At 43.4% G+C, this 24,746-nt stretch carries 26 protein-coding genes and 5 tRNA genes; 26 read left to right on the top strand and 5 right to left on the bottom strand.

Going from position 1 to position 24,746, the window contains the following annotated elements; genetic code table 11:
* Positions 1–21: 21 nt before the first annotated feature.
* From ACKX14_RS01060 to ACKX14_RS01020, 9 genes are all read left to right on the top strand, one after another.
* Complete coding sequence (locus ACKX14_RS01060; protein WP_422443783.1) at positions 22–483, top strand: hypothetical protein; 462 nt, start codon at positions 22–24, stop codon at positions 481–483.
* Between the two features lie 12 nt (positions 484–495).
* A complete protein-coding gene (locus ACKX14_RS01055; RefSeq protein WP_422443781.1) occupies positions 496–1,734 on the top strand; it encodes a BaiN/RdsA family NAD(P)/FAD-dependent oxidoreductase in 1,239 nt (412 codons plus the stop codon).
* 14 nt (positions 1,735–1,748) lie between these two features.
* The gene (gene aroH, locus ACKX14_RS01050) at positions 1,749–2,111 is read left to right on the top strand and encodes a chorismate mutase (RefSeq protein ID WP_422443779.1); all 363 of its coding nucleotides are present in this window, start codon (positions 1,749–1,751) and stop codon (positions 2,109–2,111) included.
* 40 nt (positions 2,112–2,151) lie between these two features.
* Positions 2,152–2,811, top strand: coding sequence for a (d)CMP kinase (gene cmk, locus ACKX14_RS01045; RefSeq protein WP_422443777.1), 660 nt, complete (start codon positions 2,152–2,154; stop codon positions 2,809–2,811).
* Positions 2,801–3,382 (top strand): lysophospholipid acyltransferase family protein, encoded by a 582-nt coding sequence (locus ACKX14_RS01040; RefSeq protein ID WP_422443775.1) that lies wholly within the window; start codon positions 2,801–2,803, stop codon positions 3,380–3,382. Before cmk ends, ACKX14_RS01040 begins: the two co-directional genes overlap by 11 nt.
* 113 nt (positions 3,383–3,495) lie before the next feature.
* Positions 3,496–5,505 (top strand): bifunctional 4-hydroxy-3-methylbut-2-enyl diphosphate reductase/30S ribosomal protein S1, encoded by a 2,010-nt coding sequence (locus ACKX14_RS01035; RefSeq protein WP_422443773.1) that lies wholly within the window; start codon positions 3,496–3,498, stop codon positions 5,503–5,505.
* Between the two features lie 39 nt (positions 5,506–5,544).
* Positions 5,545–6,588, top strand: coding sequence for a type 2 isopentenyl-diphosphate Delta-isomerase (fni, locus tag ACKX14_RS01030; RefSeq protein ID WP_422443771.1), 1,044 nt, complete (start codon positions 5,545–5,547; stop codon positions 6,586–6,588).
* 123 nt (positions 6,589–6,711) lie between these two features.
* On the top strand, positions 6,712–7,086 hold the full coding sequence (gene speD, locus ACKX14_RS01025; RefSeq protein WP_422443769.1) for an adenosylmethionine decarboxylase: 375 nt from the start codon (positions 6,712–6,714) through the stop codon (positions 7,084–7,086).
* A 334-nt stretch (positions 7,087–7,420) separates the two neighbouring features.
* A complete protein-coding gene (locus ACKX14_RS01020) occupies positions 7,421–8,206 on the top strand; it encodes a CheR family methyltransferase (RefSeq protein WP_422443767.1) in 786 nt (261 codons plus the stop codon).
* Between the two features lie 191 nt (positions 8,207–8,397).
* Here the strand turns inward: ACKX14_RS01020 and ACKX14_RS01015 are convergent.
* The 4 genes from ACKX14_RS01015 to ACKX14_RS01000 all read right to left on the bottom strand — a co-directional run bounded on the left by ACKX14_RS01015 (position 8,398) and on the right by ACKX14_RS01000 (position 8,742).
* Positions 8,398–8,473 (bottom strand) — tRNA-Lys (locus tag ACKX14_RS01015).
* Between the two features lie 9 nt (positions 8,474–8,482).
* A tRNA-Tyr gene (locus ACKX14_RS01010) sits at positions 8,483–8,568 on the bottom strand.
* Positions 8,569–8,584: 16 nt separating this feature from the next.
* A tRNA-Thr gene (locus ACKX14_RS01005) sits at positions 8,585–8,660 on the bottom strand.
* Between the two features lie 5 nt (positions 8,661–8,665).
* Positions 8,666–8,742 (bottom strand) — tRNA-Ile (locus ACKX14_RS01000).
* Between the two features lie 166 nt (positions 8,743–8,908).
* Between ACKX14_RS01000 and ACKX14_RS00995 the strand changes: the two genes are divergently transcribed.
* The 17 genes from ACKX14_RS00995 to ACKX14_RS00915 all read left to right on the top strand — a co-directional run bounded on the left by ACKX14_RS00995 (position 8,909) and on the right by ACKX14_RS00915 (position 24,400).
* A complete protein-coding gene (locus ACKX14_RS00995; RefSeq protein ID WP_422443765.1) occupies positions 8,909–9,958 on the top strand; it encodes a M42 family metallopeptidase in 1,050 nt (349 codons plus the stop codon).
* Positions 9,949–10,968, top strand: a complete 1,020-nt coding sequence (locus ACKX14_RS00990; protein ID WP_422443763.1) for a M42 family metallopeptidase — start codon at positions 9,949–9,951, stop codon at positions 10,966–10,968. Before ACKX14_RS00995 ends, ACKX14_RS00990 begins: the two co-directional genes overlap by 10 nt.
* A 1-nt stretch (position 10,969) precedes the next feature.
* Complete coding sequence (locus ACKX14_RS00985) at positions 10,970–11,947, top strand: M42 family metallopeptidase (protein ID WP_422443761.1); 978 nt, start codon at positions 10,970–10,972, stop codon at positions 11,945–11,947.
* Position 11,948: 1 nt separating this feature from the next.
* Positions 11,949–13,877 carry a sigma 54-interacting transcriptional regulator gene (locus tag ACKX14_RS00980; protein ID WP_422443759.1) on the top strand — a complete coding sequence of 643 codons (1,929 nt, stop codon included), beginning with the start codon at positions 11,949–11,951 and terminating at the stop codon, positions 13,875–13,877.
* A 69-nt stretch (positions 13,878–13,946) separates the two neighbouring features.
* Positions 13,947–14,153: a 4Fe-4S binding protein gene (locus tag ACKX14_RS00975; RefSeq protein ID WP_422443757.1), complete on the top strand. Its 207-nt coding sequence runs from the start codon at positions 13,947–13,949 to the stop codon at positions 14,151–14,153.
* Entirely contained in the window at positions 14,154–15,299 is a 1,146-nt protein-coding gene (locus ACKX14_RS00970) for a 2-oxoacid:acceptor oxidoreductase subunit alpha (protein WP_422443755.1), read from the top strand.
* The gene (locus ACKX14_RS00965; RefSeq protein WP_422443753.1) at positions 15,280–16,116 is read left to right on the top strand and encodes a thiamine pyrophosphate-dependent enzyme; all 837 of its coding nucleotides are present in this window, start codon (positions 15,280–15,282) and stop codon (positions 16,114–16,116) included. The genes ACKX14_RS00970 and ACKX14_RS00965 overlap by 20 nt, the downstream gene beginning before the upstream one ends.
* A 13-nt stretch (positions 16,117–16,129) precedes the next feature.
* Positions 16,130–16,666, top strand: coding sequence for a 2-oxoacid:acceptor oxidoreductase family protein (locus ACKX14_RS00960; protein WP_422443751.1), 537 nt, complete (start codon positions 16,130–16,132; stop codon positions 16,664–16,666).
* Positions 16,667–16,764: 98 nt separating this feature from the next.
* Positions 16,765–17,082 carry a hypothetical protein gene (locus ACKX14_RS00955; protein ID WP_422443749.1) on the top strand — a complete coding sequence of 106 codons (318 nt, stop codon included), beginning with the start codon at positions 16,765–16,767 and terminating at the stop codon, positions 17,080–17,082.
* A 111-nt stretch (positions 17,083–17,193) separates the two neighbouring features.
* On the top strand, positions 17,194–18,375 hold the full coding sequence (locus ACKX14_RS00950; RefSeq protein ID WP_422443747.1) for a tetratricopeptide repeat protein: 1,182 nt from the start codon (positions 17,194–17,196) through the stop codon (positions 18,373–18,375).
* A 16-nt stretch (positions 18,376–18,391) separates the two neighbouring features.
* Positions 18,392–19,153 carry a 5'/3'-nucleotidase SurE gene (gene surE, locus ACKX14_RS00945; protein ID WP_422443745.1) on the top strand — a complete coding sequence of 254 codons (762 nt, stop codon included), beginning with the start codon at positions 18,392–18,394 and terminating at the stop codon, positions 19,151–19,153.
* Positions 19,150–19,332 carry a YpmA family protein gene (locus tag ACKX14_RS00940; protein WP_422443743.1) on the top strand — a complete coding sequence of 61 codons (183 nt, stop codon included), beginning with the start codon at positions 19,150–19,152 and terminating at the stop codon, positions 19,330–19,332. Before surE ends, ACKX14_RS00940 begins: the two co-directional genes overlap by 4 nt.
* Before the next feature lie 67 nt (positions 19,333–19,399).
* On the top strand, positions 19,400–20,512 hold the full coding sequence (locus tag ACKX14_RS00935; RefSeq protein WP_422443741.1) for a PRK06851 family protein: 1,113 nt from the start codon (positions 19,400–19,402) through the stop codon (positions 20,510–20,512).
* Between the two features lie 92 nt (positions 20,513–20,604).
* The gene (locus ACKX14_RS00930) at positions 20,605–21,342 is read left to right on the top strand and encodes a hypothetical protein (RefSeq protein ID WP_422443739.1); all 738 of its coding nucleotides are present in this window, start codon (positions 20,605–20,607) and stop codon (positions 21,340–21,342) included.
* 21 nt (positions 21,343–21,363) lie between these two features.
* A complete protein-coding gene (locus ACKX14_RS00925) occupies positions 21,364–22,563 on the top strand; it encodes a pyridoxal phosphate-dependent aminotransferase (protein ID WP_422443737.1) in 1,200 nt (399 codons plus the stop codon).
* 57 nt (positions 22,564–22,620) lie between these two features.
* Positions 22,621–24,048 (top strand): adenylosuccinate lyase, encoded by a 1,428-nt coding sequence (gene purB / locus ACKX14_RS00920; protein ID WP_422443735.1) that lies wholly within the window; start codon positions 22,621–22,623, stop codon positions 24,046–24,048.
* A 109-nt stretch (positions 24,049–24,157) separates the two neighbouring features.
* Positions 24,158–24,400, top strand: a complete 243-nt coding sequence (locus ACKX14_RS00915; protein WP_422443733.1) for a hypothetical protein — start codon at positions 24,158–24,160, stop codon at positions 24,398–24,400.
* Between the two features lie 132 nt (positions 24,401–24,532).
* Here the strand turns inward: ACKX14_RS00915 and ACKX14_RS00910 are convergent.
* Positions 24,533–24,608, bottom strand: a tRNA-Trp gene (locus ACKX14_RS00910).
* Between the last annotated feature and the right edge of the window lie 138 nt (positions 24,609–24,746).

Below are 24,746 nucleotides of genomic sequence, written 5' to 3'. Positions count from 1 at the left end.
TAAATGATGGAGGGCCTACGCATGGTCAAGGTGAAATTGGGGGATGAATTGGTTCAGAGCAAAATACGGTTTATAGTCAGATTCGATTTTAGAGGGGAGTACAAGCCGGGCAGGTTTTTATTTGGCGGAAAATCCGTAGAGCAGGTGGCGCAGGAGAGAAGGGAAGAGCAAATAGCGCTTTTAAAAAACATCCCTATTCAGGGAGTAACTTTTGAAGATTACGATATTTCGGCGGAACCTTACGTGGTATTCGATGATAGCCTTGGGGAAAAAGTTGCTTATGCTCCGGCTTTGCTGACAATTAACGCCGACTCTATAGAAGATATGGTGCGGTTTGTGATGAGGGAAGAATTCAGGAAACTGGAAGTTCTGGAACCTTCACAGATGGTCGTTACCAGCAAGGACCTGGAAAGAATTTTATTCAAAATGAACGAAGAATTGAGGAGTCAACTTTTGCTGTATTCGAGGAAGATAAAACGATAATGGGATGATTTGATGAAAAACATAGTGGCGGTTGTGGGCGGTGGTGCCGCTGGCCTTATGGCGGCATATCAGGCGGCGGTCCACGGCGCCTGCGTTACTCTATTCGAGCGGAATCCAAATCTTGGCAGAAAAATTTTAATATCGGGTAAAGGCCGGTGTAATTTGACAAATATTAAAAACATGCAGGAATTTATAGAAAATATACCGGGGAATGGAAAATTCCTGTACAGTGCGTTGGCAAGGTTTTCCAACAATGACCTGATAGCCTTTTTTGAGAAACTGGGGGTACCCACGAAGGTGGAGAGAGGGGGAAGAGTGTTCCCCCAATCTGACAGATCCATAGATGTGGTAAAGGCCATGGAGGCCGCTCTTGCAAAGGCCGGCGTATCTGTGAAATACAAAAGTCGGGTAAGAACACTGGTAATAGAAAATGGCCGGGTGATAGGGCTTAAGTTATACAATTCGGATGAACAATATTTTTGTGACAGGGTTGTAGTGGCCACAGGAGGTCTTTCTTATCCAGCCACCGGTTCGACGGGGGATGGCTATGTGCTGGCCCGCCAGGCGGGCCATACCGTGACACGATTAATCCCTTCACTGGTTCCTTTAGTTATAAGGGAAAACTGGGTTAAAGAACTGCAGGGTTTAAGCCTGAGGAACATAGAGGTCTCCGTCTTTATAAAAGGCAAGCAGGTTGCGTCAAAATTCGGCGAGATGGTCTTTACTCATTTCGGGGTTTCAGGCCCTGTGATACTTACTTTGAGCCGGGATGTGGTGGAGCATCTGGGAAACCAGATCACCCTTTCCATCAATTTAAAACCGGCTTTAAGCGAGAAGGAACTTGATGCCAGGCTGCTGAGGGATTTCAAGCGTTACGAAAGAAGAATTTATAAAAATGCACTGATCGAGCTTTTGCCCGAAAAGCTCATACCGGTCTTTGTGAAATGTTCGGGAATTGAGCCCGATAAACCGGTGAACCAGATAACCAGGGAAGAAAGACGTAAAATTATAGAAACGTTGAGAGGTTTGCGGCTATCAGTGATTGGCTGCATGGAAAGGGAGGCCATTGTGACTAGGGGTGGGGTATCCATAAGGGAAATAGATCCCAAAACAATGGAATCCAGGCTGGTGAAAGGCCTTTTTTTTGCCGGGGAAGTGCTGGATGTGGACGGGTTGACCGGTGGATACAATCTCCAGGCGGCTTTCTCAACGGGTTACCTGGCCGGTATCCATGCGGCCGTTAATGAATGAAGGTGGGGTGAAACATGAAATTGCGAGCGGTACGGGGCGCTATTACTGTTGATAGTAATACTGCCGATGCCATAAAGAAGGCCACAAAAAAACTGTTGAATGAAATGATAAAGGTGAATGATATAAAGCGCGAGGATTTGTGTTTTATCTTGTTCAGCGTAACCGATGACCTGGAAGCGGCTTTCCCCGCAGAGGCGGCCAGGGAAATGGGGCTTGCTCCTGTTCCTCTACTTGATGTGGCTCAAATGAAAGTAAGGGGGAGTTTAGAAAAATGCATCAGGGTATTACTGGTTTTCAACAGCGAAAAAAATCTGGAAGACATTAAACACATTTATCTGGAGAAGGCTACAAAATTAAGGCCGGATTTGATTGTATAGCTGTTATAAACGGCTTTCGCCAGATAGGAGGTGACTGTTGTTGCGATACAATGTTGCCATTGACGGTCCGGCTGGAGCGGGAAAAAGCACAGTAGCAAAAATTGTTGCTCAGAAACTAAATCTGGTTTATGTAGATACAGGCGCCATGTACAGGGCCGTTGCTTTAAAAGCCATACGGCATGGCCAAACCAGCGTAAAAGGAATAGTTGAAATCGCTAAAAACAGCGATATTGTTATAATAGATAATAGAGTTTTTATCGATGGAGAAGATGTCACCGATGAGATCAGGACTATAAAGGTTACGGAAAAGGTGTCCGAAGTGGCGAAAATCCCTCAGGTCCGGTACTTCATGCTTGAGCGGCAGAGAAAAATGGCAGAGAAAAAGGGGGTAATTATGGACGGCCGGGATATAGGCACTGCTGTTCTACCCGATGCCGAATACAAATTTTTTTTAACGGCCGATATAAAAGCGAGGGCCAGACGGCGCTACGAGGAACTGGTTAAAAAAGGTGAGGCCACCGAGCTGGAACGGGTGGAAGAGGATATATTGAAAAGAGACCGTCAGGACATGGAACGGTCTTATGCACCTCTCGCCGTCGCCAGGGATGCCGTTATTATAGATACTACTAACAAGTCTGTGGAAGAGGTGGTTGAAGAGATTGTAAGTCATATAAAAAGAGGTGAAAAAGGTGCTGTATAATCTTGCAAAAGCCATCTGCAGTGTCATTATCCATCTCCTATTCAGGATACATGTGGATGGAATTCATAATTTTCCCGAAGAGGGGCCGGTCATCATATTTTCCAATCACAGGAGCATGTGGGACCCCGTTATAATTGGTTGTGTTTTGAAAAGGCCGGTTTATTTTATGGCGAAGCAGGAGCTTTTTAAAATCCCGGTCTTTGGATTTGTTTTACGCAATATCAACGCTTTTCCGGTAAGGCGTGATAATGCCGATAGAAAAGCCATCAAGAGAGGGCTTGAAATATTGTCGAGCGGTAAGGTGCTTGGTATTTTCCCCGAAGGGACCAGGAGTAAGACGGGCGAACTTTTGAAGCCCGAACCGGGAATTGCGCTAATGGCGGTAAGAAGTAAAAACGCCGCTCTTGTTCCCATTGCCATTAAAGGCTCTTACAGGTGGTTTTCCGACATTTACGTGAAAATTGGGAAGCCAACCGGTGTGAAGGTAAATGATGAAAGGCTGAGTTCGCAAAAACTCTGTGAAATAAGCGAACGGCTTTTTGTAGAGATATCTAAATTGATGGCATCATAAAAATTTTTTTTATTCCTGGCAGGAAATTAAGAGCTGCTTATAGAATTCAATAAAATTGCATCTGCATCAAATAAAAATTGAAGTCAATAATAAAAATAACAGGAAGTGAATCCATGAAGATAATAATTGCCGAACATGCGGGTTTTTGCTTCGGTGTAAAAAATGCCATAAGAATCGTGGAGGAGTTAATAGATAAAGGCGAAAAAGCTTATACTCTGGGCCCCATTATTCACAACCCGCAGGAAGTGGAACGATTGAAAAGCATGGGTATAACGCCTGCCGCATTGGAGGAAATTGATGAGGGTAATTTGATAATAAGAACTCACGGAGTAGGTCCATCGCTCATCGAGCAGGCCAGCGCAAAGGGCTTAAATGTTATCGACGCCACCTGCCCTTTTGTTAAAAAAGTTCAAAAGATTGCAATGGATATGTGTGAAAAGGGATATATGGTAATCATTATCGGAGACCCGCATCACCCGGAAGTCGAGGGCATAAAAGGCTGGTGCACTGGTGAAGCAAAAGTAATTGAAGATGAAAATGACGCCGACAATTTTTATACAAATAAAAAAGTGGCGGTTGTGGTCCAGACTACACAGACAGAGGAAAATGTAAAAAAAATTATGGAGAAACTCAGGCCCAAATTGAACATCGCAGCCTTTTTTGATACCCGGTGTAATGCTACCCAGACAAGACAGAGGGCCGCCGAAGCCGTAGCTCGAAAAGCCGATGTGATGCTGGTGGTCGGTGGCCGCGACAGCTCGAACACCAAAAAGTTGGCACAAGTTTGTCAGAATGTAGGAGCAAGGGTCTACCACATAGAAACGGCCGAAGAAATACAAAGGAGCTGGTTTAACGACACGGACACGGTAGGTATCACTGCCGGCGCTTCTACACCTGACTGGATTATAAAGGAGGTTATATCAAAAATGGATGAGATCAGCAGAGATATCAACAACAGGGCGGAGGAAAATGCGGGAGAAGGTGGAATGCCGTATGAGGCCACTTTTACGGATTTTAAAGAGGATACGGTGGTTGAAGGAACTGTGGTTAAAATCACTCCCAACGAAGTCCTGGTAAATGTGGGATACAAATCCGACGGCATTATTCCCTTAAATGAACTCTCGAATATGCCCTTTGAATCTCCCGGCGAAATAGTGAAAGTGGGAGATAAAATAAAAGTATATATTTTAAAAATGGAAGATAAAGAGGGAAACCTCATCTTATCTAAAAAAAGAGCCGATGCCGTGGAAGCATGGAAGAGCATAGAGAAGGCTTTCGACAATAAAGAAGACATCGAAGTGATAGTTACCGAAGCCGTTAAAGGCGGACTTCTGGCCAATATAAATGGCATCAGAGGCTTTATCCCGGCATCCCATGCCGATATAAGGTATGTTCCCGATTTGAACATTTATGTTGGCAAAAAATTAAAATTGAAAATTTTAGAAATAGAAAAAAACAGAAACAGGGTTGTTCTCTCTCATAAACTGGTTCTCGAAGAAGAAAAAGAGAAACAAAAGGAAAAAACTTGGGCCACTATACAAGAAGGTCAGGTCATAAAAGGTGTAGTCAGGAGGCTGACCAATTTCGGAGCTTTTGTCGACATCGGCGGTGTCGACGGCTTGATTCACATCTCCGATTTGTCGTGGCAGAAAATAAAACACCCCTCAGAGGTCTTAAAGGAAAACCAGGAAGTCGAGGTGAAGGTTTTAAAGGTCGACAGGGAACGCGGGAGAATTTCTCTGGGATTAAAGCAGGTTATGCCCGACCCATGGGATAATGTGGATGAAAGATACAAAGTGGGCTCTGTTGTTGAAGGCAAGGTGGTCAATCTCGTAAACTTTGGCGCTTTTGTGGAAGTGGAACCTGGAATTGAAGGCCTGGTGCATATCTCTCAAATCTCAAGAGAACGTATACCCACGCCGGCGGATAAGCTCAAGGTGGGGGATACTGTAAGAGTAAAAATAATGGACATCAATTCCAAAGACAGGAAGATGAGCCTTAGCATAAAAGAGGCCCTGAACGAAAAGGAAGAGGAGCCCGACGTTTACGAGGTGCCAAAGGAAAACGGCATCACCATAGGAGAAATGGTGGGAGACGTTTTTGACAAAAAGCAAGAAAAATAGGGGGCGCATACCCCCTATTTTTTAATGGGGAGAGCTGCCATGAACCTTTTGAGAAAAAGAAGAAAAATGGATCACATTAAATTCAGTTTATTGCTGGAAAGAAGATTAAAGCGAAACTATTTCAGCGATATCACAATTGTACACAATTGTTTGACAGAAGTCGATTTGGATGAAATCGACATATCCACGGATTTACAGGGAATAAAACTCGACAACCCCATTATAATCAACGCCATTACCGGAGGTTTTTGCGGAGCAGAAGTCATTAATCGGGAACTGGCCAAAATTGCAAAGAAGCATAATTTGGCCATGGCGGTGGGTTCGCAAAAGATAGCCGTTGACGATGCAGAAAGCCGAAGGAGCTTTAAAATTGTGCGGGAAGTTTATCCCGAAGGAATAATTTTCGCAAACATCGGTTCCGACGCATCGGTGGAAGATGCCGTCAAGGCTGTAGAAATGATAAAAGCCGACGGCTTGCAGATTCATTTAAACAGCCCCCAGGAAATCATCATGCGAGAGGGACGGAAAAATTTTAAGGGCACGCTGGAAAACATAAAGAATATAATAAATCATATCAGCGTGCCTGTGATTGTGAAAGAAGTGGGCTTCGGGATAGCAGGAGAGGAGGCTCAAAAACTGGTGGACATCGGCGTGAGAATTATCGATGTAGCCGGGGCTGGCGGCACCAATTTTATAGCCATTGAAAACAGGAGAAATAAAAATTTTGCAGTAAAAGAACTTGAAAACTGGGGAATTCCTACCCCCGTATGTCTAGTAGAGGTTATCAAAAGGGTGGGGAGTAAAGCCGACGTCATTTCGTCTGGGGGACTCAGGACCGGCCTGGATGCGGCAAAGTCTCTGGCTTTGGGTGCCAAGGCGGTGGCTTACGCTGGAACGTTTTTATATAAACTATTAAAAGAAGGGCCTGCGGCGTTAAAGGAACATATATCGCAAATTAAAAGGGAGATTAAATATGCCATGGCCATGGCCGGAGCAAGGAATTTAAAAGAATTAAGTCAGCGGCCGGTAATAATCGAAGGAAAAACATATAATTGGTTAAAACAGAGAGGTATTATCATTTAATCAAGAGAAAAGAATGTCCTTAACTAAAAATCAATGTTTTTTCTATAATCTATTGACAAACTGCGATAATCTGCTACAATTTAATTTGATTGAATTTCAAAATGAGGGGGTATTGATGGAGAAATGAAAGCTTTGGGCCGTCATATACTGGCTGAAATTTATGATTGTGATCCAAATGTCTTAAACGACAGGGAATTGATTGAAGAAATTCTTGTCAAAGCAGCACTGGAAGCCGGCGCGGAAGTTCGAGAGGTTGCATTTCATAAATTCAGTCCCCAGGGTGTAAGCGGGGTGGTGGTAATTTCAGAATCTCACCTTGCCATCCATACCTGGCCCGAACTGGGATATGCAGCCGTCGACGTGTTTACCTGCGGCGAAAGGGTCAACCCATGGGACGCGTGCAATTATATATCCGAGAGGTTTAATGCCAAGCATATGACAGCTTCTGAAGTCAAGAGAGGTATTTTTGAAAAACCCGTGAAGGTAGTTAACTTTTAAAGGAAGGGGATTTTTTTGAGTTTTAAAAAATCCGTTGCGTATGAATACGTTTAGCGGGAAAAATGCGTGAACTGAAAGTCGCGCATTTTTCTATTTTTACTGCATAAAAAGTTTTAATCTGGTTATATTAAAATAGTGAAGACCCCCTTTACATTTAGCCCCCATGATACACAAAAGTACGTGTATCATGGATTTTTTTATTTTTCCTCCGTGCCGCGGGTTTCGTTGCCGCCTCCCTCTGGTGGTCTGAGTATTTCCAGTGGAATCATTTTTATATTATGTTATAATTATCCTTAATAGGATAGCTCTGAATAAGTAGAGGGGGTTTTTTTATTTGGAGGGCTATGCGGAATTTACAATTCAGATTAAAAAGCTGACGAATATTGACCTCAATTATTATAAGGAAAAACAGATGAGAAGACGGATCGAATCCCTGATTAAGAGAAACGGCCTTGACGATTACGTTGCGTACCTTAAGCTTTTAAAAGAAAGTCAAAAACATTTAAGGGAATTTCTAGAGTATATAACCATAAACGTATCGGAATTTTTCCGAAATCCCTCACAGTGGCAGGTTCTTGAACAATATATCCTGCCAAACATAATATCCAGAAAAAAAAAGGTGAAAATATGGAGCTCAGCTTGCGCTGCCGGGGAAGAACCCTATTCTCTGGCACTATTGGCCGAGAAGATGGGTGTGATGGATAGAGTATACATTCTGGCTACAGACATAGATGACAGAGCTTTGGAGCATGCGAAAAGAGGGGAATACGTTCGAAAAAGCCTGACGAATGTACCGGAAGAAATGATGAAAAAGTATTTTACAAAAAATGGCGAAATTTTTGCCATTAAGGATGAAATTAAGAAAGAAGTCGATTTTAAGCATTTGAACCTGCTTGAAGACGAATTTCCGTCTCAATGTGATTTGATTTTATGCAGGAATGTAATGATATATTTTACCGAAGATGCCAAGGATAAGTTATATAAAAAATTTTATAACGCTTTAACCGACAGTGGAATTTTATTTGTCGGAAGTACTGAACAAATTATAATGCCACAAAAATACGGGTTTACGAGCATAAAAAACTTTTTCTATCAGAAACAAAAAAGCGGATCGGATTAAAGTGAAAAGGGGGGGTTAAGTTGGCTAAGGAGTACTCTGTTATGTCGGCCGGCGTCATGGTGTTACAAAATCAAAAAACCGCTCTTTAAAAAAGCGGTTTTTTGATTGCAAAATAAACCAACTGTAATCAAAATTGGAGCAAACCCGAAAAACGGAAATAATAAAAAGGCTTGAAAGCCTTCAAAATTCTATGGTGGGCCATGTAGGCTTCGAACCCACGACACCCTGATTAAGAGTCAGGTGCTCTACCAGCTGAGCTAATGGCCCACATATATATGGTGGAGAGAGGTGGATTCGAACCACCGAAGGCATCGCCAGCAGATTTACAGTCTGCCCCCTTTGGCCAGCTCGGGAATCTCTCCACAATTTTTTGATGCCTGGAGCCGACGATGGGACTCGAACCCGCAACCTGCTGATTACAAGTCAGCTGCTCTGCCAATTGAGCTACGTCGGCAAAACTGGTGGGCCCACTAGGACTCGAACCTAGAACCAACCGGTTATGAGCCGGTTGCTCTAACCAATTGAGCTATGGGCCCGAACGCAATTATTAGTATATAATAAAAAGGATTTTTCGTCAAGTCCACGCTTCTAAAAAATTTTTTCCGAAAATATTTTAACCTCTAGAGGGAAATATAATTTTAGAGATTGAAGGAAACTTTGTTAACGTGTAGAAATATACAATTAAAGGAAAGGGGGATTAACTTGAGGTTGACCGAAACACTGAAAAAAGTCTTGGAACCCGCAGCGCCTTCGGGCGGCGAATTCCGGCTAAATCAAACCGTTAAGGATATTTTCCGCATTTACTGCGACCGGGTAGAAGAGGACAGGCTTGGCAATGTGATAGGGCTAAAAAAAGGTTTAAAAGGCGAATTTAAGGTGATGCTTGCGGCACATATGGACGAAATAGGCCTCATGGTTAAGCAGATCGACGACAAAGGCTTTATTAGGTTTGCTTTTGTCGGAGGCGTAGATCAGAGGATATTGCCGGCCCAGGAGGTTGTTATTCACGGCAGACAAGAGATAAAAGGCATAATCGGCAACAAACCTCCGCATATTCAGGAACCGGAAGAGAGAAAAAAGTCTATTAAATCGGAAGACATGTTCATAGATACGGGCCTTCCGGCAGATGAGGTCAAAAAACTGGTGAGAGTGGGAGATTTTATAACACTTAAGCGAAAACCGCTGGAATTGCTCAACGACACTTTTTCTTCCAGCGCCCTGGACGACCGGGCCGGAATAGCAGCGATTATTGTGGTTTTGCAAGAGTTAAATCGACTAAGTTTCAGTGCGGATGTATACGCCGTGGCCACCGTGCAGGAAGAGGTAGGCTTGAGGGGGGCGATAGTCAGCAGTTTCAGCATATACCCTCATATAGGGGTGGCCATAGACGTGTGCCACGCAAACATGCCGGATGTACCTGAGGAAGAGACTCAAAAACTCGGCAGAGGTCCCGTTCTGGCTCTCGGCCCCAATATCCATCCAAAGCTTTTTCACAGACTGAAGGAACTGGCTGATGACTACAAAATTCCGTATCAGATAGACCCGGAGCCATCTTCAACGGGGACTGACGCCTGGGCTATGCAAATTACAAGAGAAGGGATTCCCACGGCTCTTGTGTCAATTCCCCTTCGGTATATGCATACCACCGTGGAAACTCTCGCCCTGGATGACATTAAAATGGCGGGCAGGCTGCTGGCGCTGTTCATTTCTTCTATCGATGATAATTTCGTGGGGGGGTTGGCATGTTATTAAAAGAACTTTCAGAGGCTTTTGGGGTCTCGGGCGCCGAAGACGAGGTTCGAAACATATTGAAGCGAGAGATGAGGGGTCTCGGGAATATCAGGACCGATGCCCTGGGAAATTTATTTGTTGAAAAAAACGGCAAAATATCCAGCCCCAAAATAATGCTCTCGGCGCATATGGACGAAGTGGGTCTAATGATCAAGTCCATTGACAAAAACGGATGGTTAAAATTCAACACCGTTGGCGGTATTGATGACAGGGTGCTGGTGTCAAAATCGGTTATAGTCGGACCTCACAGGATAAGAGGTGTAATAGGCGCAAAAGCCATTCACCTCCAGGAGCCAAAAGAAAGGGAAGTAGCGTTAAAATCAAAAAACCTCTATATCGACATCGGCGCCAGGGACAGAGAAGATGCCGAAAAAAAAGTTAAAATAGGGGATTTTGCCGCTTTTGATACGGAATTTGAGGAATTCGGCGAAAATCATATCAAGGCGAAAGCCCTGGATGACAGGGTAGGATGTTACGTCATTTGTGAGGTTTTAAAAAAGCGGTATGATATATGCATAACGGGAGCTTTTACCGTACAGGAGGAGATAGGTTTAAGGGGTTCTGCCGTGGCCGCCTATGCCGTAAACCCGGATATGGCCATAGTGGTGGAAGGTACTTTCGCGTCCGACGTGCCGGACACCAAAGAAGAAGGTTACTGCACCACCGTCGGCAAAGGCCCCGCCCTGACGGTTATGGATATGACTTATATTGCCGACAGGAAATTATTAGACAGGGCATTGAAGATAGCCGAAAAAAAGGGCATACCGTGCCAGTTAAAGCGGACGACCTTCGGCGGGACCGATGGGGGTCGAATCCAGACCACGGGGGAAGGGATCCCCACCCTTGTAATATCGGTACCCTGCAGGTACATTCACTCACCTGTAAGTGTTGCCAGTCTTGATGATATAAAACACACTGTTGAACTGGTGGATGCCTTAATTTTAGATATACAGGAAAGGGGATTGAATTGAGATGAAGGAGCTAATAATGGAACTCACCCGGGCATTCGGGCCTTCCGGCAGCGAGGATGTAATCCGGGATGCGATAATAAATAAAATAAAGCCTTATGCCGACTATGTAAAAGTAGATAAACTCGGGAATATCGTTGCGCAAAAGGGCGGCGACGGAGAAAGGTTGATGCTGGCGGCCCACATGGATGAAATAGGGGTTATTGTGACAAACATAGATGAAAGGGGGTTTTTGAGATTTTCAAATGTGGGAGGCGTTTCTCCGTTTACGTTGATAGGCGAGAGGGTTATTTTTGCCAACGGCGTCATTGGAGTTTTCGGGATGGAAAAGCTCGATGACATGAAAGATTTAAAATTGAATAAGATGTTTATAGATATTGGCGCTGAAACGAGGGAAGAAGCCCTGAAAAGGGTGAAAATAGGAGATATGGCCACCTTCTATAGGGAATGCGACATATCGGGGGATTTTGTAATATCCAAAGCGCTGGATGACCGTGCGGGATGCGCGGTTTTAATTGAAGTCCTGCAAAAATTGAAAAAACCGAAATTCAACACGTTTTTTGTGTTTACTGTGCAGGAAGAAGTGGGATTAAGGGGAGCCAGAACATCGGCTTTTGGAGTGGACCCCGATTTGGCTATAGCTGTGGATGTTACTTTGACCGGAGATACCCCCGAAGCTCAAAAGATGGCTGTTAATCTGGGGAAGGGACCGGCCATAAAGGTCAAAGACAATTCGGTCATAAGCCATCCGAAAGTCAAAGAGGCTCTTATAATGGCTGCGGAACAAAGGAATTTACCGTATCAGATGGAGGTCCTCGAATTTGGCGGGACCGATTCGGGTGCAATCCACTTGACCCGGTCGGGAGTGCCGGCCGGCGGGCTGTCTATTCCCGCCAGGTATGTTCATACACCTTCGGAAATGGTGTGTTTAAAAGACCTTGAAGTGGGTGTTGAACTGCTGTTACAGTTAATAGAGGGATGAATTGAGGGAGGAGATAAACATCAATCCCAATATTGCCCTGATTTCACCTTATCCCGAATTGACGGAAATTGCGCGAAAAGCTTCCGAGGAACTGGGCGAAAATATAATAATATGCGAGGGTGTCCTGTACGAAGGTGTAGAAATAGCCAAAAAGCTTGTAAGAGAGAAAAATATTGAAGTCATTATCAGCAGGGGTGCCACGGCTGCTTTAATTAAGAAAAACGTGGACCTTCCCCTGGTGAGCATAGAGATTACGGACTTTGACGTCTTCCTGGCCATATATGAGTCTACATTCAAACACGATTCGATAGGATTTTTCGGCTATGACTATAAAAAGGGGCATTTTAATTTTGATTTGTTTTCCAGGATATTAAACAAAAACATCTGCTGCTTTTACTATAAAACAGATGCCGAATTGATAAAACTTTTAAGGGAGGCAAAAAGCCGCGGCATTACCGTGGCCGTAGGAACAGGAGCGTGCGTCTTAGAGGAAGCGGTTAAACTTGGAATGGAAGGCCGGCTGGTATTGTCCAACAAGTTTTCGGTTATTCAGGCCATAAATGCGGCCAAAAACATTTACGCCGTATTGGAAAAAGACAGGGCACAGAAAGAACTCATGAAAACTCTGCTGGATTATTCTTATGAAGGTATTGTGGCTTTAGACGAAGACAAGAGAATAATCATGTACAATCCGGCGGCGGAAAAAATACTTGGCGTACCAAAGGATAGGATAATAAATAGAAAACCGCAGGATGCGAACTTTCATGTTTTTAATCAAATCTATAAAAACGGTGAACCGACGATAAAAGAGATCGCAGAAGTTAACAAAACTAAAATCGTCGTTAACAGAGCACATATCTCCGTAAAAAACCAGAAAATAGGCACCGTTATAACCTTTCAGGAAATTAAAAAGATCCAGGAGCTTGAAAAGAGCATCAGGGAGGAATTGTATAAGAAGGGCCTCACATCATCTTACACCTTTGAGGATATTGTCGGAACGAGCAAAAAAATAAAAGAAACCATAGACGTGGCCATAAAATACAGCAGAACAAATTCCACCGTATTGATTGTCGGAGAGAGCGGAACAGGAAAGGAGTTGTTTGCCAACAGCATTCATGCAGCCAGTCCCAGGGCCGATGGCCCCTTTGTAGCGGTAAATTGCGCCGCGCTGCCCGAAAATTTATTGGAGAGCGAGCTGTTCGGTTACGAGGAAGGGGCCTTTACGGGGGCAAAAAAAGGAGGGAAAACAGGTCTTTTCGAACTGGCCCATGGAGGCACCCTCTTTCTGGATGAAATAGGGGAAATTCCGGTAAACATTCAGGCTCAGTTGTTGAGAGTTCTTCAAGAAAAAAAAGTAATGCGCGTCGGGGGAAACAGGTATATTCCCGTGGATGTAAGAATAATTGCCGCCACAAACATGGACCTTAAAAAAAGGGTGCAGGAGGGAAAATTCAGAGCGGACCTTTTTTACAGATTGAATATTTTAACCCTTAAAGTACCGCCGCTTCGGGAAAGAGTGGAGGATATAATTCCCCTGGCGCAAAAATTTATCGCGGAGTTTAATCGCCTTTACAATAAATGGGTCAACACCAATCTGAGCAGGTCAGTTATAGAATACCTTCAAACATATACCTGGCCAGGTAACATAAGAGAGCTGAAAAATCTTATGGAAAAATGCGTCATCCTTTCAGAAAAATACGACCTGGATATTTCCCTCATAAAAACCCTCTTATCCGAGTCGGATATTTTTGAAGATTCCCAGAACACCGGAAAAATCAAATTATTAATAGAAGTCGGTACCCTGCACGAAATGGAAAAACAGATTATAAACCAATTAAACAGAGTTTTTGGCGGCAATAAAGCGGCACTTGCCAGAGAATTGGGTATAAGCAGGACAACTTTATGGAAAAAATTGAAAGAAGTCGAATAAAAAGGCGCTACCTGGCACGGTTTATGCGTAATAATTTTTTCAAATTTCCTTAATAACGGAGGGTATAAGATGGAGAAGCGCTATTCGATTTCTGTAAATAAAAAAAGATGCAAAAAATGTGGCATTTGCGTTGCTTTTTGTCCTAAAAAAGTCCTTGAAATTAAAATAAATGCCGTTCCCCATGTGGTCCGACCTGAAGATTGTATCGGATGTAACTGGTGTTATCTCAGGTGCCCGGATATAGCCATATTTGTGGAAAAAGAGGAGGCGATATAATTGAGCCCGGAAGTCATGTTTTTGCAAGGCAACGAGGCCTGTCTCGAAGGGGCCATAAAAGCGGGTGCCAAATTTTATGCGGGATACCCCATAACCCCTTCCTCGGAAATCGCCGAAATTGCTTCTCAGAGACTCCCTGCAGTGGGGGGAGTTTTTATTCAAATGGAAGATGAATTGGGGAGCATGGCGGCACTGGTGGGAGCGTCCATGGCCGGCGCCAAAGCCTTTACCGCCACCAGCGGTCCCGGGTTTTCTTTGATGCAAGAAAATCTGGGTCTGGCCATAATGACCGAAGCCCCATGTGTGGTGATAAACGTCCAGAGAAGCGGTCCCAGCACGGGCATGGCCACAAGGCCCGCTCAATCCGATGTGATGCAGGCACGCTGGGGAACCCATGGAGACCACGCGATTATAGTGCTATGTCCAAGTTCGGCCCAGGAATGCTACGATTTGATGATATACGCGTTTAACTTTTCCGAAAAATTCAGGACACCGGTGGTATTATTATCAGATGAAATTGTGGGGCATATGCGGGAAAAGGTTGTTTTACACAATGATATTCCCATAATCGACAGACTCTATCCTGGAGTTTCACCACACGAATATAAACCATACCGGCCGGCCGAAAATAGTGTACCGCCTCTGGCCCGTTTTGGGAGCGATTACATTTTGCATGTATCCAGTTCCATGCACGACGAGACAGGTTATCCCAACAACACCCCGGAAAATGCCGGCAGGCTAATAAGGAGGCTTTACGAGAAAATCTACGCTCATACAGACGAGATAACCATAACAAGAGAATTCGAAACGAGCGACGCGGATATTCTTTTTGTGTCTTTCGGCGCCACGGCTAGAAGTGTAAGAGAATCCGTAAAGATGCTAAGGAGGGAAGGCGTAAGAGCGGGGTTATTGCAACTGAATACCATCTGGCCTTTCCCCGAAAAGAAGGTAAGAGAACTTGCCTCCAGATCAGAGATGGTGCTGGTGCCGGAAATGAATTTGGGCCAGATTGTAAACGAGGTAAAAAGGGTGGTGGGAGATATGCCCGTCTATGGGATAAACAAGGTGGACGGCACCATCATTACGCCTTATGAGATTGTGGGCAGGACAAAGGAGGTTCTAAGAAATGACCAGGAGTATATTTGATTATATTATCGAAGATAAATTGCCGTTTTTCTGGTGTGAGGGTTGCGGAAACGGCATAATCTTGAAAGCCACCGCCCGGGCTTTGGCGGACCTGGATTTGGACCCAAAAGATGTGGTGGTGGTAACGGGGATCGGCTGCTGGGGAAAGGCCGACGACTATCTGGCCACCAACAGCCTTCACGTAACTCACGGCAGGGCCCTGGCGGCGGCCACCGGCGTAAAAGCCGTAAATCCCAATTTAAAGGTGGTCACACTTATGGGGGATGGCGACGGGGTTACCATAGGGGGAAACCACTTTATACATGCCGCCCGGAGGAATATGGATATAACCGCCATAATAGCCAACAACTTCAATTACGGGATGACAGGCGGCCAGTACTCGGGCACTACACCGGAAAAGAGCTTTACGAGCACATCGAGGTTTGGTTCAATCGAGCCTCCTTTCGATATATGCGCCCTGGCCAGGGCCGCGGGAGCGCCATACGTAGCCCGGGCCACAGTGTATCATGTAAATATTTTGGAAAAATACATAAAAGCCGCCATTGCGAAAAAAGGATTTTCGGTGGTGGATGTTATAAGCATATGTCCAACTTATTTCGGAAGGCTTAACAATATGAAATCCGCCGTTGAGATGATGGAGTGGCTTAAAAATAGCAGCACGACAAAAATCGCTGAAAGCGACATTTTTAACAATAAATTTGCCATCGGAGTATTTGCCGATGAGGATAAACCCGACTTTTCTACCAAATATGCCGAGGTTCAAAAGAACGCCCGAGAAAAATTGGCTCAATTGGAAGAAGATTTGAGCGGGAGATAAGGAGGGATTTTTCTTGAAAGGCAGGATAGAAGTGGTTTTGGCGGGGGTCGGCGGCCAGGGATTGATATTAATGGGGAAGATTCTGGGTGAAGCTGCGGCCCTTTTCGAAGGGAAAAATGCCGTCCAGACCCAATCTTATGGAGTAGCTTCTAGAGGTGGCTTTTCAAAGTCTGAGGTGGTCATATCCGATGATGAGATAGCGTATCCGGAGGTTTTGGAGCCGGATATAGTTTTTACCTTGTCTCAACCGGCTTTTGATTTGTACTGTGACAAAATCGGCAGCGATGGTCTGTTAATTTATGACAGTGACACCATAAGACCCGGGGTGTGTTCGGGAAAAGCCGAAGGATATCCCATTACAAAAACTGCGGTAAGCCTCAACAACATAAAAATTTTAAACATGATCGCCCTGGGCATCCTGGTGAGGAGGACGGGAATAGTGGGTTATGACAGCGTGAAGAGATCCCTGGAGAAGAATTCTCCGGCTCAATTCAGACAACTGAATTTCAGGGCTTTTGAAGAGGGGTATAAAATGGCGGGAAGAATTTGATAAGGAGGTTTAAAATGGGTAATTAAAGATTTACAGGTTCAAGCACGATAAATTCATGCCTCTCATAATTTAATTATATAAAAGGGAGGCATGAACATATGCTAGAGATATGCCCGTTTTTGATAAAATATAAAGATTTTCAATCCATCAATTCATCGGGAATGATCTATAAATGCACACTTGCCAACACACTGCTGAAATCTGGAGATTTGGATGAGAAATGGGCCTGTGGCGGCTGTCAAGTGCCGGCGGTAATGGCCGACAGGCCCTGCAGGCACCTCAAACCTCATAAAACTTTTCTGATACGGGGTTCGAGCCAGACGTGGTTTAACTGTGATATGTTGAATATAGTAATGGAAATGCCTAAAGAATTTTGCCATCTGCAATGCAATATTTATGACCCGGTTAAAACTTGACTCTTACGTATAAGGTTTGCTGTGGAAGCCAAACCTTCTTTTTTAACCACAGAAGGAAAAACCGGGAAAAAATAGAATATTATGTTAAGAAAAAATAAGGGGGGTCTGTCGATGAGTAAGTTTGAGGCTTTTAATCTGCTGACAAATATCGTGAGAAAGGGGAATGGCAGGGCCAGGAAGTTCAACTTGAGCTTTGTATGGCTGAGTTTTTTGTTCTGGACAAGCAGCTATGAAAGGGCATTAAATGACATTAAAAATTTTTTAAGAAAGGGCAGTTCCGGGGAGCTTTACTGCTGGGGAGGAATAGTGTATTATTTTTTAAAAGATTATCTAAGAGCTTCGACTTTTTTTGAAAAGGCGGAGGCTCTCGATGATAAAAGCTTCGAAATAAAGTATTTTTTGGCGGAAACTTATTATGCAAGGTCGGAGATTGAAAAAGCTGAAGCCAAATACAGGTGGTTGATAGGCAGCTCCAGGTTTAAGTCTATAGGTTTGTACGGGGCAGGCTGTTGTCTTTATAAGAACCACAGGTATGACGAAGCCGTGGTGTTTTTTAACAGAGCACTAAATCATGCGGATGAAGAATCCCGTGTCAAAATATTAAATAAAAAAGGGTTAAGCTTAATGGCTCAGGGGAAATTAAAAGAGGCTGAAATGTGCTTTAACGAATGTCTAAAGCATTCGCCCAACGACGATTTTATAAGGATGAATCTGGCTCTCATTTTGAGCAAAACCGGTGATTATAAACGAGCGGAGGAGTTTTATAGAAAAATTTTATCAAGATTTCCGTATGATATCACCGCCATCAATAATCTGGCTTTATGTCTGGCTGCCCGGGGAAAGTATGAGGAAGCGCTGGAGTATTGCAACCGGGGCCTCAGAATAGACCCCATTAACGGCGATTTGCTGGTCAACAAAGGATATTGCCTTTATAAATTAAGAGATTACAAAAATGCCATGGAATGTTTAAATGAAGCAGAAAGAACCGTAAAAGATGATATAATATTATTAAACAACAAGGCGCTGTGTTTTATGGCCCTGGAAAATTATGACGAGGCCCTGAAAATTTTTGATAGGGTTTTGCAAAGAAACCAATCAGATTATGTTTTGATTAATAAGGCCTATTGTTTGATTAAAAAAGAACTTTACGGTGAAGCCCTGGAGTGTCTAGGGAAGGTAGAGGATAAAAACAGTAAGAGGCCCGACATATATACCCTTCAAGGCATTTGCTTTGAAAAGCTGGGAGATAGTGAAAAGGCTGTAGAGTATTTTAATAAATCTCTTATCGCTTAAATAGGGGTGTGAAGGTTTGAACATACTTTTGACAAATGATGACGGGATTTTTTCAGAAGGATTAATTACTCTCGCCCGTGAAATATCCAGAATAGCCAGGATAACCATCGTGGCTCCAGACAGGGAGCGAAGCGCTACGGCCCATGCCATAACCATGCACAAACCGTTGAGAGTGGAAAATGTCAAGGTCCCGGGCTGTGATGCGGTGTGCTGGATGGTTAACGGAACCCCTTCCGATTGTGTAAAGTTGGCCCTGGAGGCATTACTTGATTTTACTCCCGATATGGTACTGTCAGGGATCAACAGGGGGCCCAATCTTGGAACCGATGTAATATATTCCGGAACGGTATCTGCGGCCATAGAAGCGGCCATAATGGGTGTACCTGCTATAGCCTTTTCCGTTACTGCCTATGAAAACATATCTTACGAATATCCCGCAAAATTTGCGAGGAAACTCTGCCTGCAAATAATGGACCATCCATTTCCGGGCGATTCTCTGCTGAACGTCAACATACCCCCTCTGGATGAAAGCGATATTTCAGGGATTTATATAACGCATTTGGGCAGCAGGAAATATAAAAACAGCTTCGATAAACGAAAAGATCCCAGGGGCAGGGTATACTACTGGCTGGCTGGCGAAGTGGTAGAAGATCTGAACGATGTCGGATCCGACGTGTGGGCCGTGAAAAACAATTATATTTCTGTTACACCCGTTCACTTCGATTTGACTAAGTACGATATTATTGACACCATTAAAAGTTGGAATTTAAAAATATGAGGAAGGTAATAAACGTGAGTGAAAACAAGCTGGAATTAATAGCAAAAAAAGAAATCAACTACAGCGATGATCTCTACAAGTTAATCGATTTTTTAAATAAGAATTTAAAAAACAAGCGAATTATCCTGGGCATCTCAAAAAATCAAGATAAGGCCGTTATTTCAATTTACGAAATTTAGGACATGCACCGGCCGCGTCTCCTCCAAATATTATAATATACGGTGAATTTTCAGGAGGGGACAATTTATGAGAGGGAGTATTAAAAGTTATTTTCCAGGAGGCAACACGCCGGACGGTTATTTTTCATTTTTCGAACGGGTGATATCCTGGCCCTCCGCCCGGAGAATTTTAATTATAAAAGGCGGACCCGGGGTTGGAAAGTCGACTTTCATGAAAAGGATTGCGAGAGAACTCTTGAAGGAAGGTTTAAAGCTGGAATTGCTTCACTGTTCTGCTGATACCAATTCTCTCGACGGATTGGTAGTGCCGGATTTTAAGATAGCCCTGCTGGACGGAACGGCTCCTCATATGATGGATCCAAAATTTCCGGGATGTGTGGACGAGATTATAAACTTAGGAGACTACTGGGACGAAGAGGGCATAAAGCGGGGCAAAGAACGGATTTTAGAACTGCAACGAGAATACAGTCGCTGCTATACAAGAGCATATAACTACCTTAAGGCGGCCAGGGTAATTCACGATGACCTTGAGGACATTTATATTAATGCCACGAATTTTCGCCTGGTAGATGCAAAAACACAGGAAATACTTGAAATGGTCTTTAAGGATTCGCCGGCGTTTGAAAAAAGGTCTCTCGAACGGCATATGTTCGCCAGCGCCATAACTCCCGACGGGCTCGTCCATTACCTGGCCTCCATATTCAAGGGCGTCGAAAAGAGATTTGTGGTAAGCGGCTATCCCGGCACCGGTAAAGCTACTTTCATGAAAAGAGTGTTGGAGAAAGCGCTGCTAAATGGTCTTGATGTAGAAGTTTTCCATTGCGCTATGAATCCGGAAAAGATAGAACATATAATAATTAAAGATTTGAATGTGGGATTTGTTACATCAGTCAAACCCCACATGATATCCGGATTAAAAGAGAATGACCAAATCATCGACATGAATTTTGCGGTAGATCCCGAAAAGATAAAAGCGTATGAAGAACATGTAAATTTCAATGAAACCCTGTTCTGGAATTTGATAGACAGCGCGGTAAAAACCCTGAAAGATGCAAAAAAGATACATGAGCACGTCGAGCGACTGTATGTGTCAAACATGAACTTCGAAAGGCTCGATATCATTCGTGAGCAAACCCTTTCCAGGATTTTAAAATATATTTATGCCGAAAGTTATATGTAAAAGGGGGATTCCTCTTTTTTTTTATTTTTTTAAGGAGGATTCCGGCAACTTTTGAAGAATATAAAAATGTACTTAACTTTCCGGAGGGCGGCATGAAGAATCTAAATGCGGTTAAAAGACTTACAATAGTATTGTATGTTTTCGTATTTATAATATTTGTGGCGGGCTGTTCGAACAGTTTTAAAAATTTAACGCCGAAAGATGCGGTCATAAAAGCCAATGAAAGAATGAAGCAAACGAAAGGTTATAGAATGAAAATCGAAACGATGCTTAATGTAAAGGATATCAGGCAAAAAGTGATTTTTGAGGGGGAGGTTCAGAATCCCGGAATAGTCCATTTAAAAGGTGATTTAATGGGGATGGAACTCGAGATTTATCAAAAAGATGACGCATTTTTTATAAAAAACCCCTTTACCGGAAAGTGGACCGAAAGCCGGGACATAGGTATCGCCGAAGTGGACAACATCATAAAAACCCCGGGAGAGACTTTTGATGACCTGAATGAATTAATCGTGGAAGCCGAGTATTTGCCCGATGAAAAATTGGGAGACATCGATTGTAAGGTTGTCAGGTATGTACCTGACAGAGAAAAAATTGCAAAAATAATAAACGGTAAAAGTTCAAATGAAATTAAATACAAACAATATACTTTTAAAGCCTGGATTGGCAAAAAGGACTTTTTAATTCACAAAATGAATGTGGATATTGTTTTATATGCAGGCAAAATCGGAGAGCAGACTATAAACATGACGATATCTTATTTTGATTTCAATGCAAAAGACATTGACGTTCAACTTCCCCCCGAATTGTTGCCACAAGCCAAAAATTAATATTTGTAAGGAGGAAAAGATATGTACCTATCAGAAAAAGTCCAGGGCATAAGCCCTTCTCCAACTCTGGCTGTGGATACCAAGGCAAAACAAATGAAAAAAGAAGGGCATGATATCATCGGTTTTGGGGCCGGCGAACCGGATTTTGATACCCCCGAATATATTAAAGAGGCGGCCGTAGCGGCTGTCAAGGAAGGATTTACCAAGTATACGCCGGTAGCTGGAATACCTGAACTGAAAAGCGCCGTTTCACAGTACATGAAAGAGACCACGGGCCTGTCATATGATCAGAATCAGGTGATTGTTTCAAACGGTGCAAAACAGTGCCTGTTTAATGCGCTGTATTGCCTGTTAAATCCCGGAGACAAGGTACTGATCCCGAAGCCGTACTGGGTAAGCTATCCTGAACTGGTTAAGCTCTGCGGAGGGATACCGGTTTTTGTTCCGACGACGGAAGAAAGTGGTTTTAAACTTAAAGCTGAAGCCATAATACCTTTAATAGATGAAAAAACAAAAGTGCTCATCATAAACAGCCCTAACAATCCCACGGGAAGTGTGTATTCCAAAGAGGATCTTGAGGAAATAGCCCGCATTGCCGTAGAGAATGATATTTTTGTAATTTCTGATGAAATTTACGAGAAACTAATATATGACGGAGAAAAACATGTAAGTATTGCGGCGGTAAACGAGAAAATGTATGATAGGACCCTTGTCGTAAACGGTGTTTCTAAAGCCTATGCCATGACGGGCTGGAGGATAGGTTTTGCAGTCGGTCCCGGGAAGCTGGTCAAAGCCATGACCAATTTTCAAAGCCACTCTACATCAAATCCCAATTCTATCGCACAAAAAGCCAGCCTGGCAGCACTGACGGGTCCAAAAAAGGATGAGGTTGTGGCGAAAATGGTAAGGGAGTTTGCTAAGAGAAGAGACTACATGGTGGAAAGGATAAACAAAATAGAGGGTCTTTCGTGCCGTATGCCAAAGGGGGCTTTTTATATAATGATGAACATCACGGGCACTTTTGGCAAACAGGTGGATGGAAAGCCCATTAAGGATTCTTCAAGCTTTGCCGAGATGCTGCTTGAAAAAGTGAAAGTGGCGGTAGTTCCGGGTGTGGCTTTTGGAACTGATGATTTTGTGAGGCTCTCTTATGCCACTTCCATGGAAAATATCAAAAACGGCCTGGACCGCATTGAAGAATTTGTAAGTAATTTAAAATAAATAGCAGGGCTTGCCCTGCTCCATTTGTTTAGAGAAATGTATGGGAGTGATTTTTCTTTGAAGAATTTTTACGAGAACCCTTTGGTTGAGAGATACGCCAGTGAGGAAATGCTAGCCAATTTTTCTCCTCAAAAAAAATTTGAAACCTGGCGCAAACTGTGGATTGCCCTGGCTGAAGCGGAAAAGGAACTGGGTTTGCCCATCACTCAGGAACAGATAGATGAAATGAAAGCTCATGTTAGCGAAATAAATTTTGATGACGCCGAGGAATTCGAGAAAAAGACAAGACACGATGTAATGGCACACGTCCTGGCTTTCGGCAAGCAGTGCCCCAAAGCAAAACCAATAATACATTTGGGTGCCACCAGCGCCTATGTCGGAGATAATACAGACATCATATTAATGAGAGACGGCCTCGAAATCATTAAAAAAAAGCTGGTAAACGTAATAAATAATTTAAAGCGTTTTGCGCTGGCATATAAAGACATGCCCACACTGGGTTTTACCCATTTCCAGCCGGCTCAGTTGACCACTGTCGGCAAGCGGGCGTGCCTGTGGATTCAGGATCTCGTTATGGATCTCGACGATCTTGAATATCAGGAACAAAATCTAATGCTCAGAGGGGCCAAGGGGACCACAGGGACCCAGGCGAGTTTCATGAAGCTTTTTGACGGGGATGAGGAAAAGGTTAAGAAATTAGACCGGTTGATAGCGGAAAAAATGGGTTATAAAAGCACGTTTCCCATAACAGGACAGACTTATCCCCGAAAACTTGACAGCAGAGTTTTAAGCGTTTTGCAGTCCATAGCGGAAAGTGCACATAAATTTGCCAATGATATAAGACTGCTGGCCAGCTTAAAAGAGGTGGAAGAGCCCTTTGAGGAAAGTCAGATCGGATCTTCTGCAATGGCGTATAAACGCAATCCAATGCGCTGTGAAAGAATCACCGCCCTTTGCAGGTACGTAATTGTGAACGGGTTAAATCCGTATATCACAGCAGCAACCCAGTGGTTTGAAAGGACCCTGGATGACTCCGCCAATAGAAGAATAGTAATACCCGAGAGTTTCCTGGCAGTTGACGGGATATTAAATTTATATATGAATGTCAGTGAGGGTCTGGTAGTCAATCCGAAAGTCATAAAAAATCACGTTATGGAAGAGCTGCCGTTTATGGCCACTGAAAATATATTGATGGAAGCGGTAAAAAGGGGCGGTGACCGTCAAGAATTGCATGAAATTATACGCAGGTATTCTATTGAAACGGCTAAAAACATCAAGGATGGCTATAAAAACGATCTGATTGAAAAAATCGCCGGCGATGCACGCTTTAAATTCACCCGGGATGAGATAATGCAAATGCTGGAACCTAAAAAATTTATAGGAAGAAGTGAAAACCAGGTGATGGAGTTTATAGAAGAGGTGGTCGACCCGCGACTGGAAAAATACAAAAATTTTTTAGGTGAAAAGGCTTATCTCAAGGTATAAAAAAGATAAAAAAATAAATAGTATAAATTAAGAGAAAAATTTTAAAACCTTCCCGTCGATTCTTGATGGAGTTTCCTTATAAAAAAATAAAATCTGGGAGGGATATGTATTGCATAACTTGGCGGGGGCTAAAAGCCAGTGGAAACCTTCTTATATGGAAGGCGTGGATACCTGCGAGGATGCAATGAGACAAGAAGAATGGAACGGTAAAACCCTGGGGGTTCGATGCCCCAAATGTGACCAGTTGTTTCTGATTTTTTATAATAATTATATGGATGATTACGGCAAGTACAGAAAAATGTGGGGGTTTTGTACCAATTGCAACAATATTTTTGAGGCGGTTATAATTTAATTTAAATTAATAAGCAAAACCAAAAATAAAAAGCCCTTCTATGAAGGGCTTTTTTTTAAGAAAAAATAGGATTGGCAATTAACACCGAGATGCTTGCCACCTTGCAATCAGTTATTCTATACAAAATAAAAATGGCAGGGGAGACAGGACTCGAACCCGCAACCAACGGTTTTGGAGACCGCTACTCTACCAATTGAGCTACTCCCCTGCGACGTATATAATTATATAATATTTCTCCGACAATGTCAAAGGGGGTGAAGGTTGGATTTTGTAGATGAGCCACAGTTTCGTTCACACTACTTTATTAAAGTTAAAAAGACATTGCAAAGGGTGGGTATCCCTGAGG

This window comes from Thermorhabdus hydrogeniformans, from assembly GCF_049310025.1.
Classification (GTDB): Bacteria; Bacillota; Thermosediminibacteria; order Thermosediminibacterales; family Tepidanaerobacteraceae; genus JBJYKD01.
The sequence above is the reverse complement of the archived record's forward strand: the minus strand, read 5'-3'. Positions and strand labels throughout refer to the sequence as shown.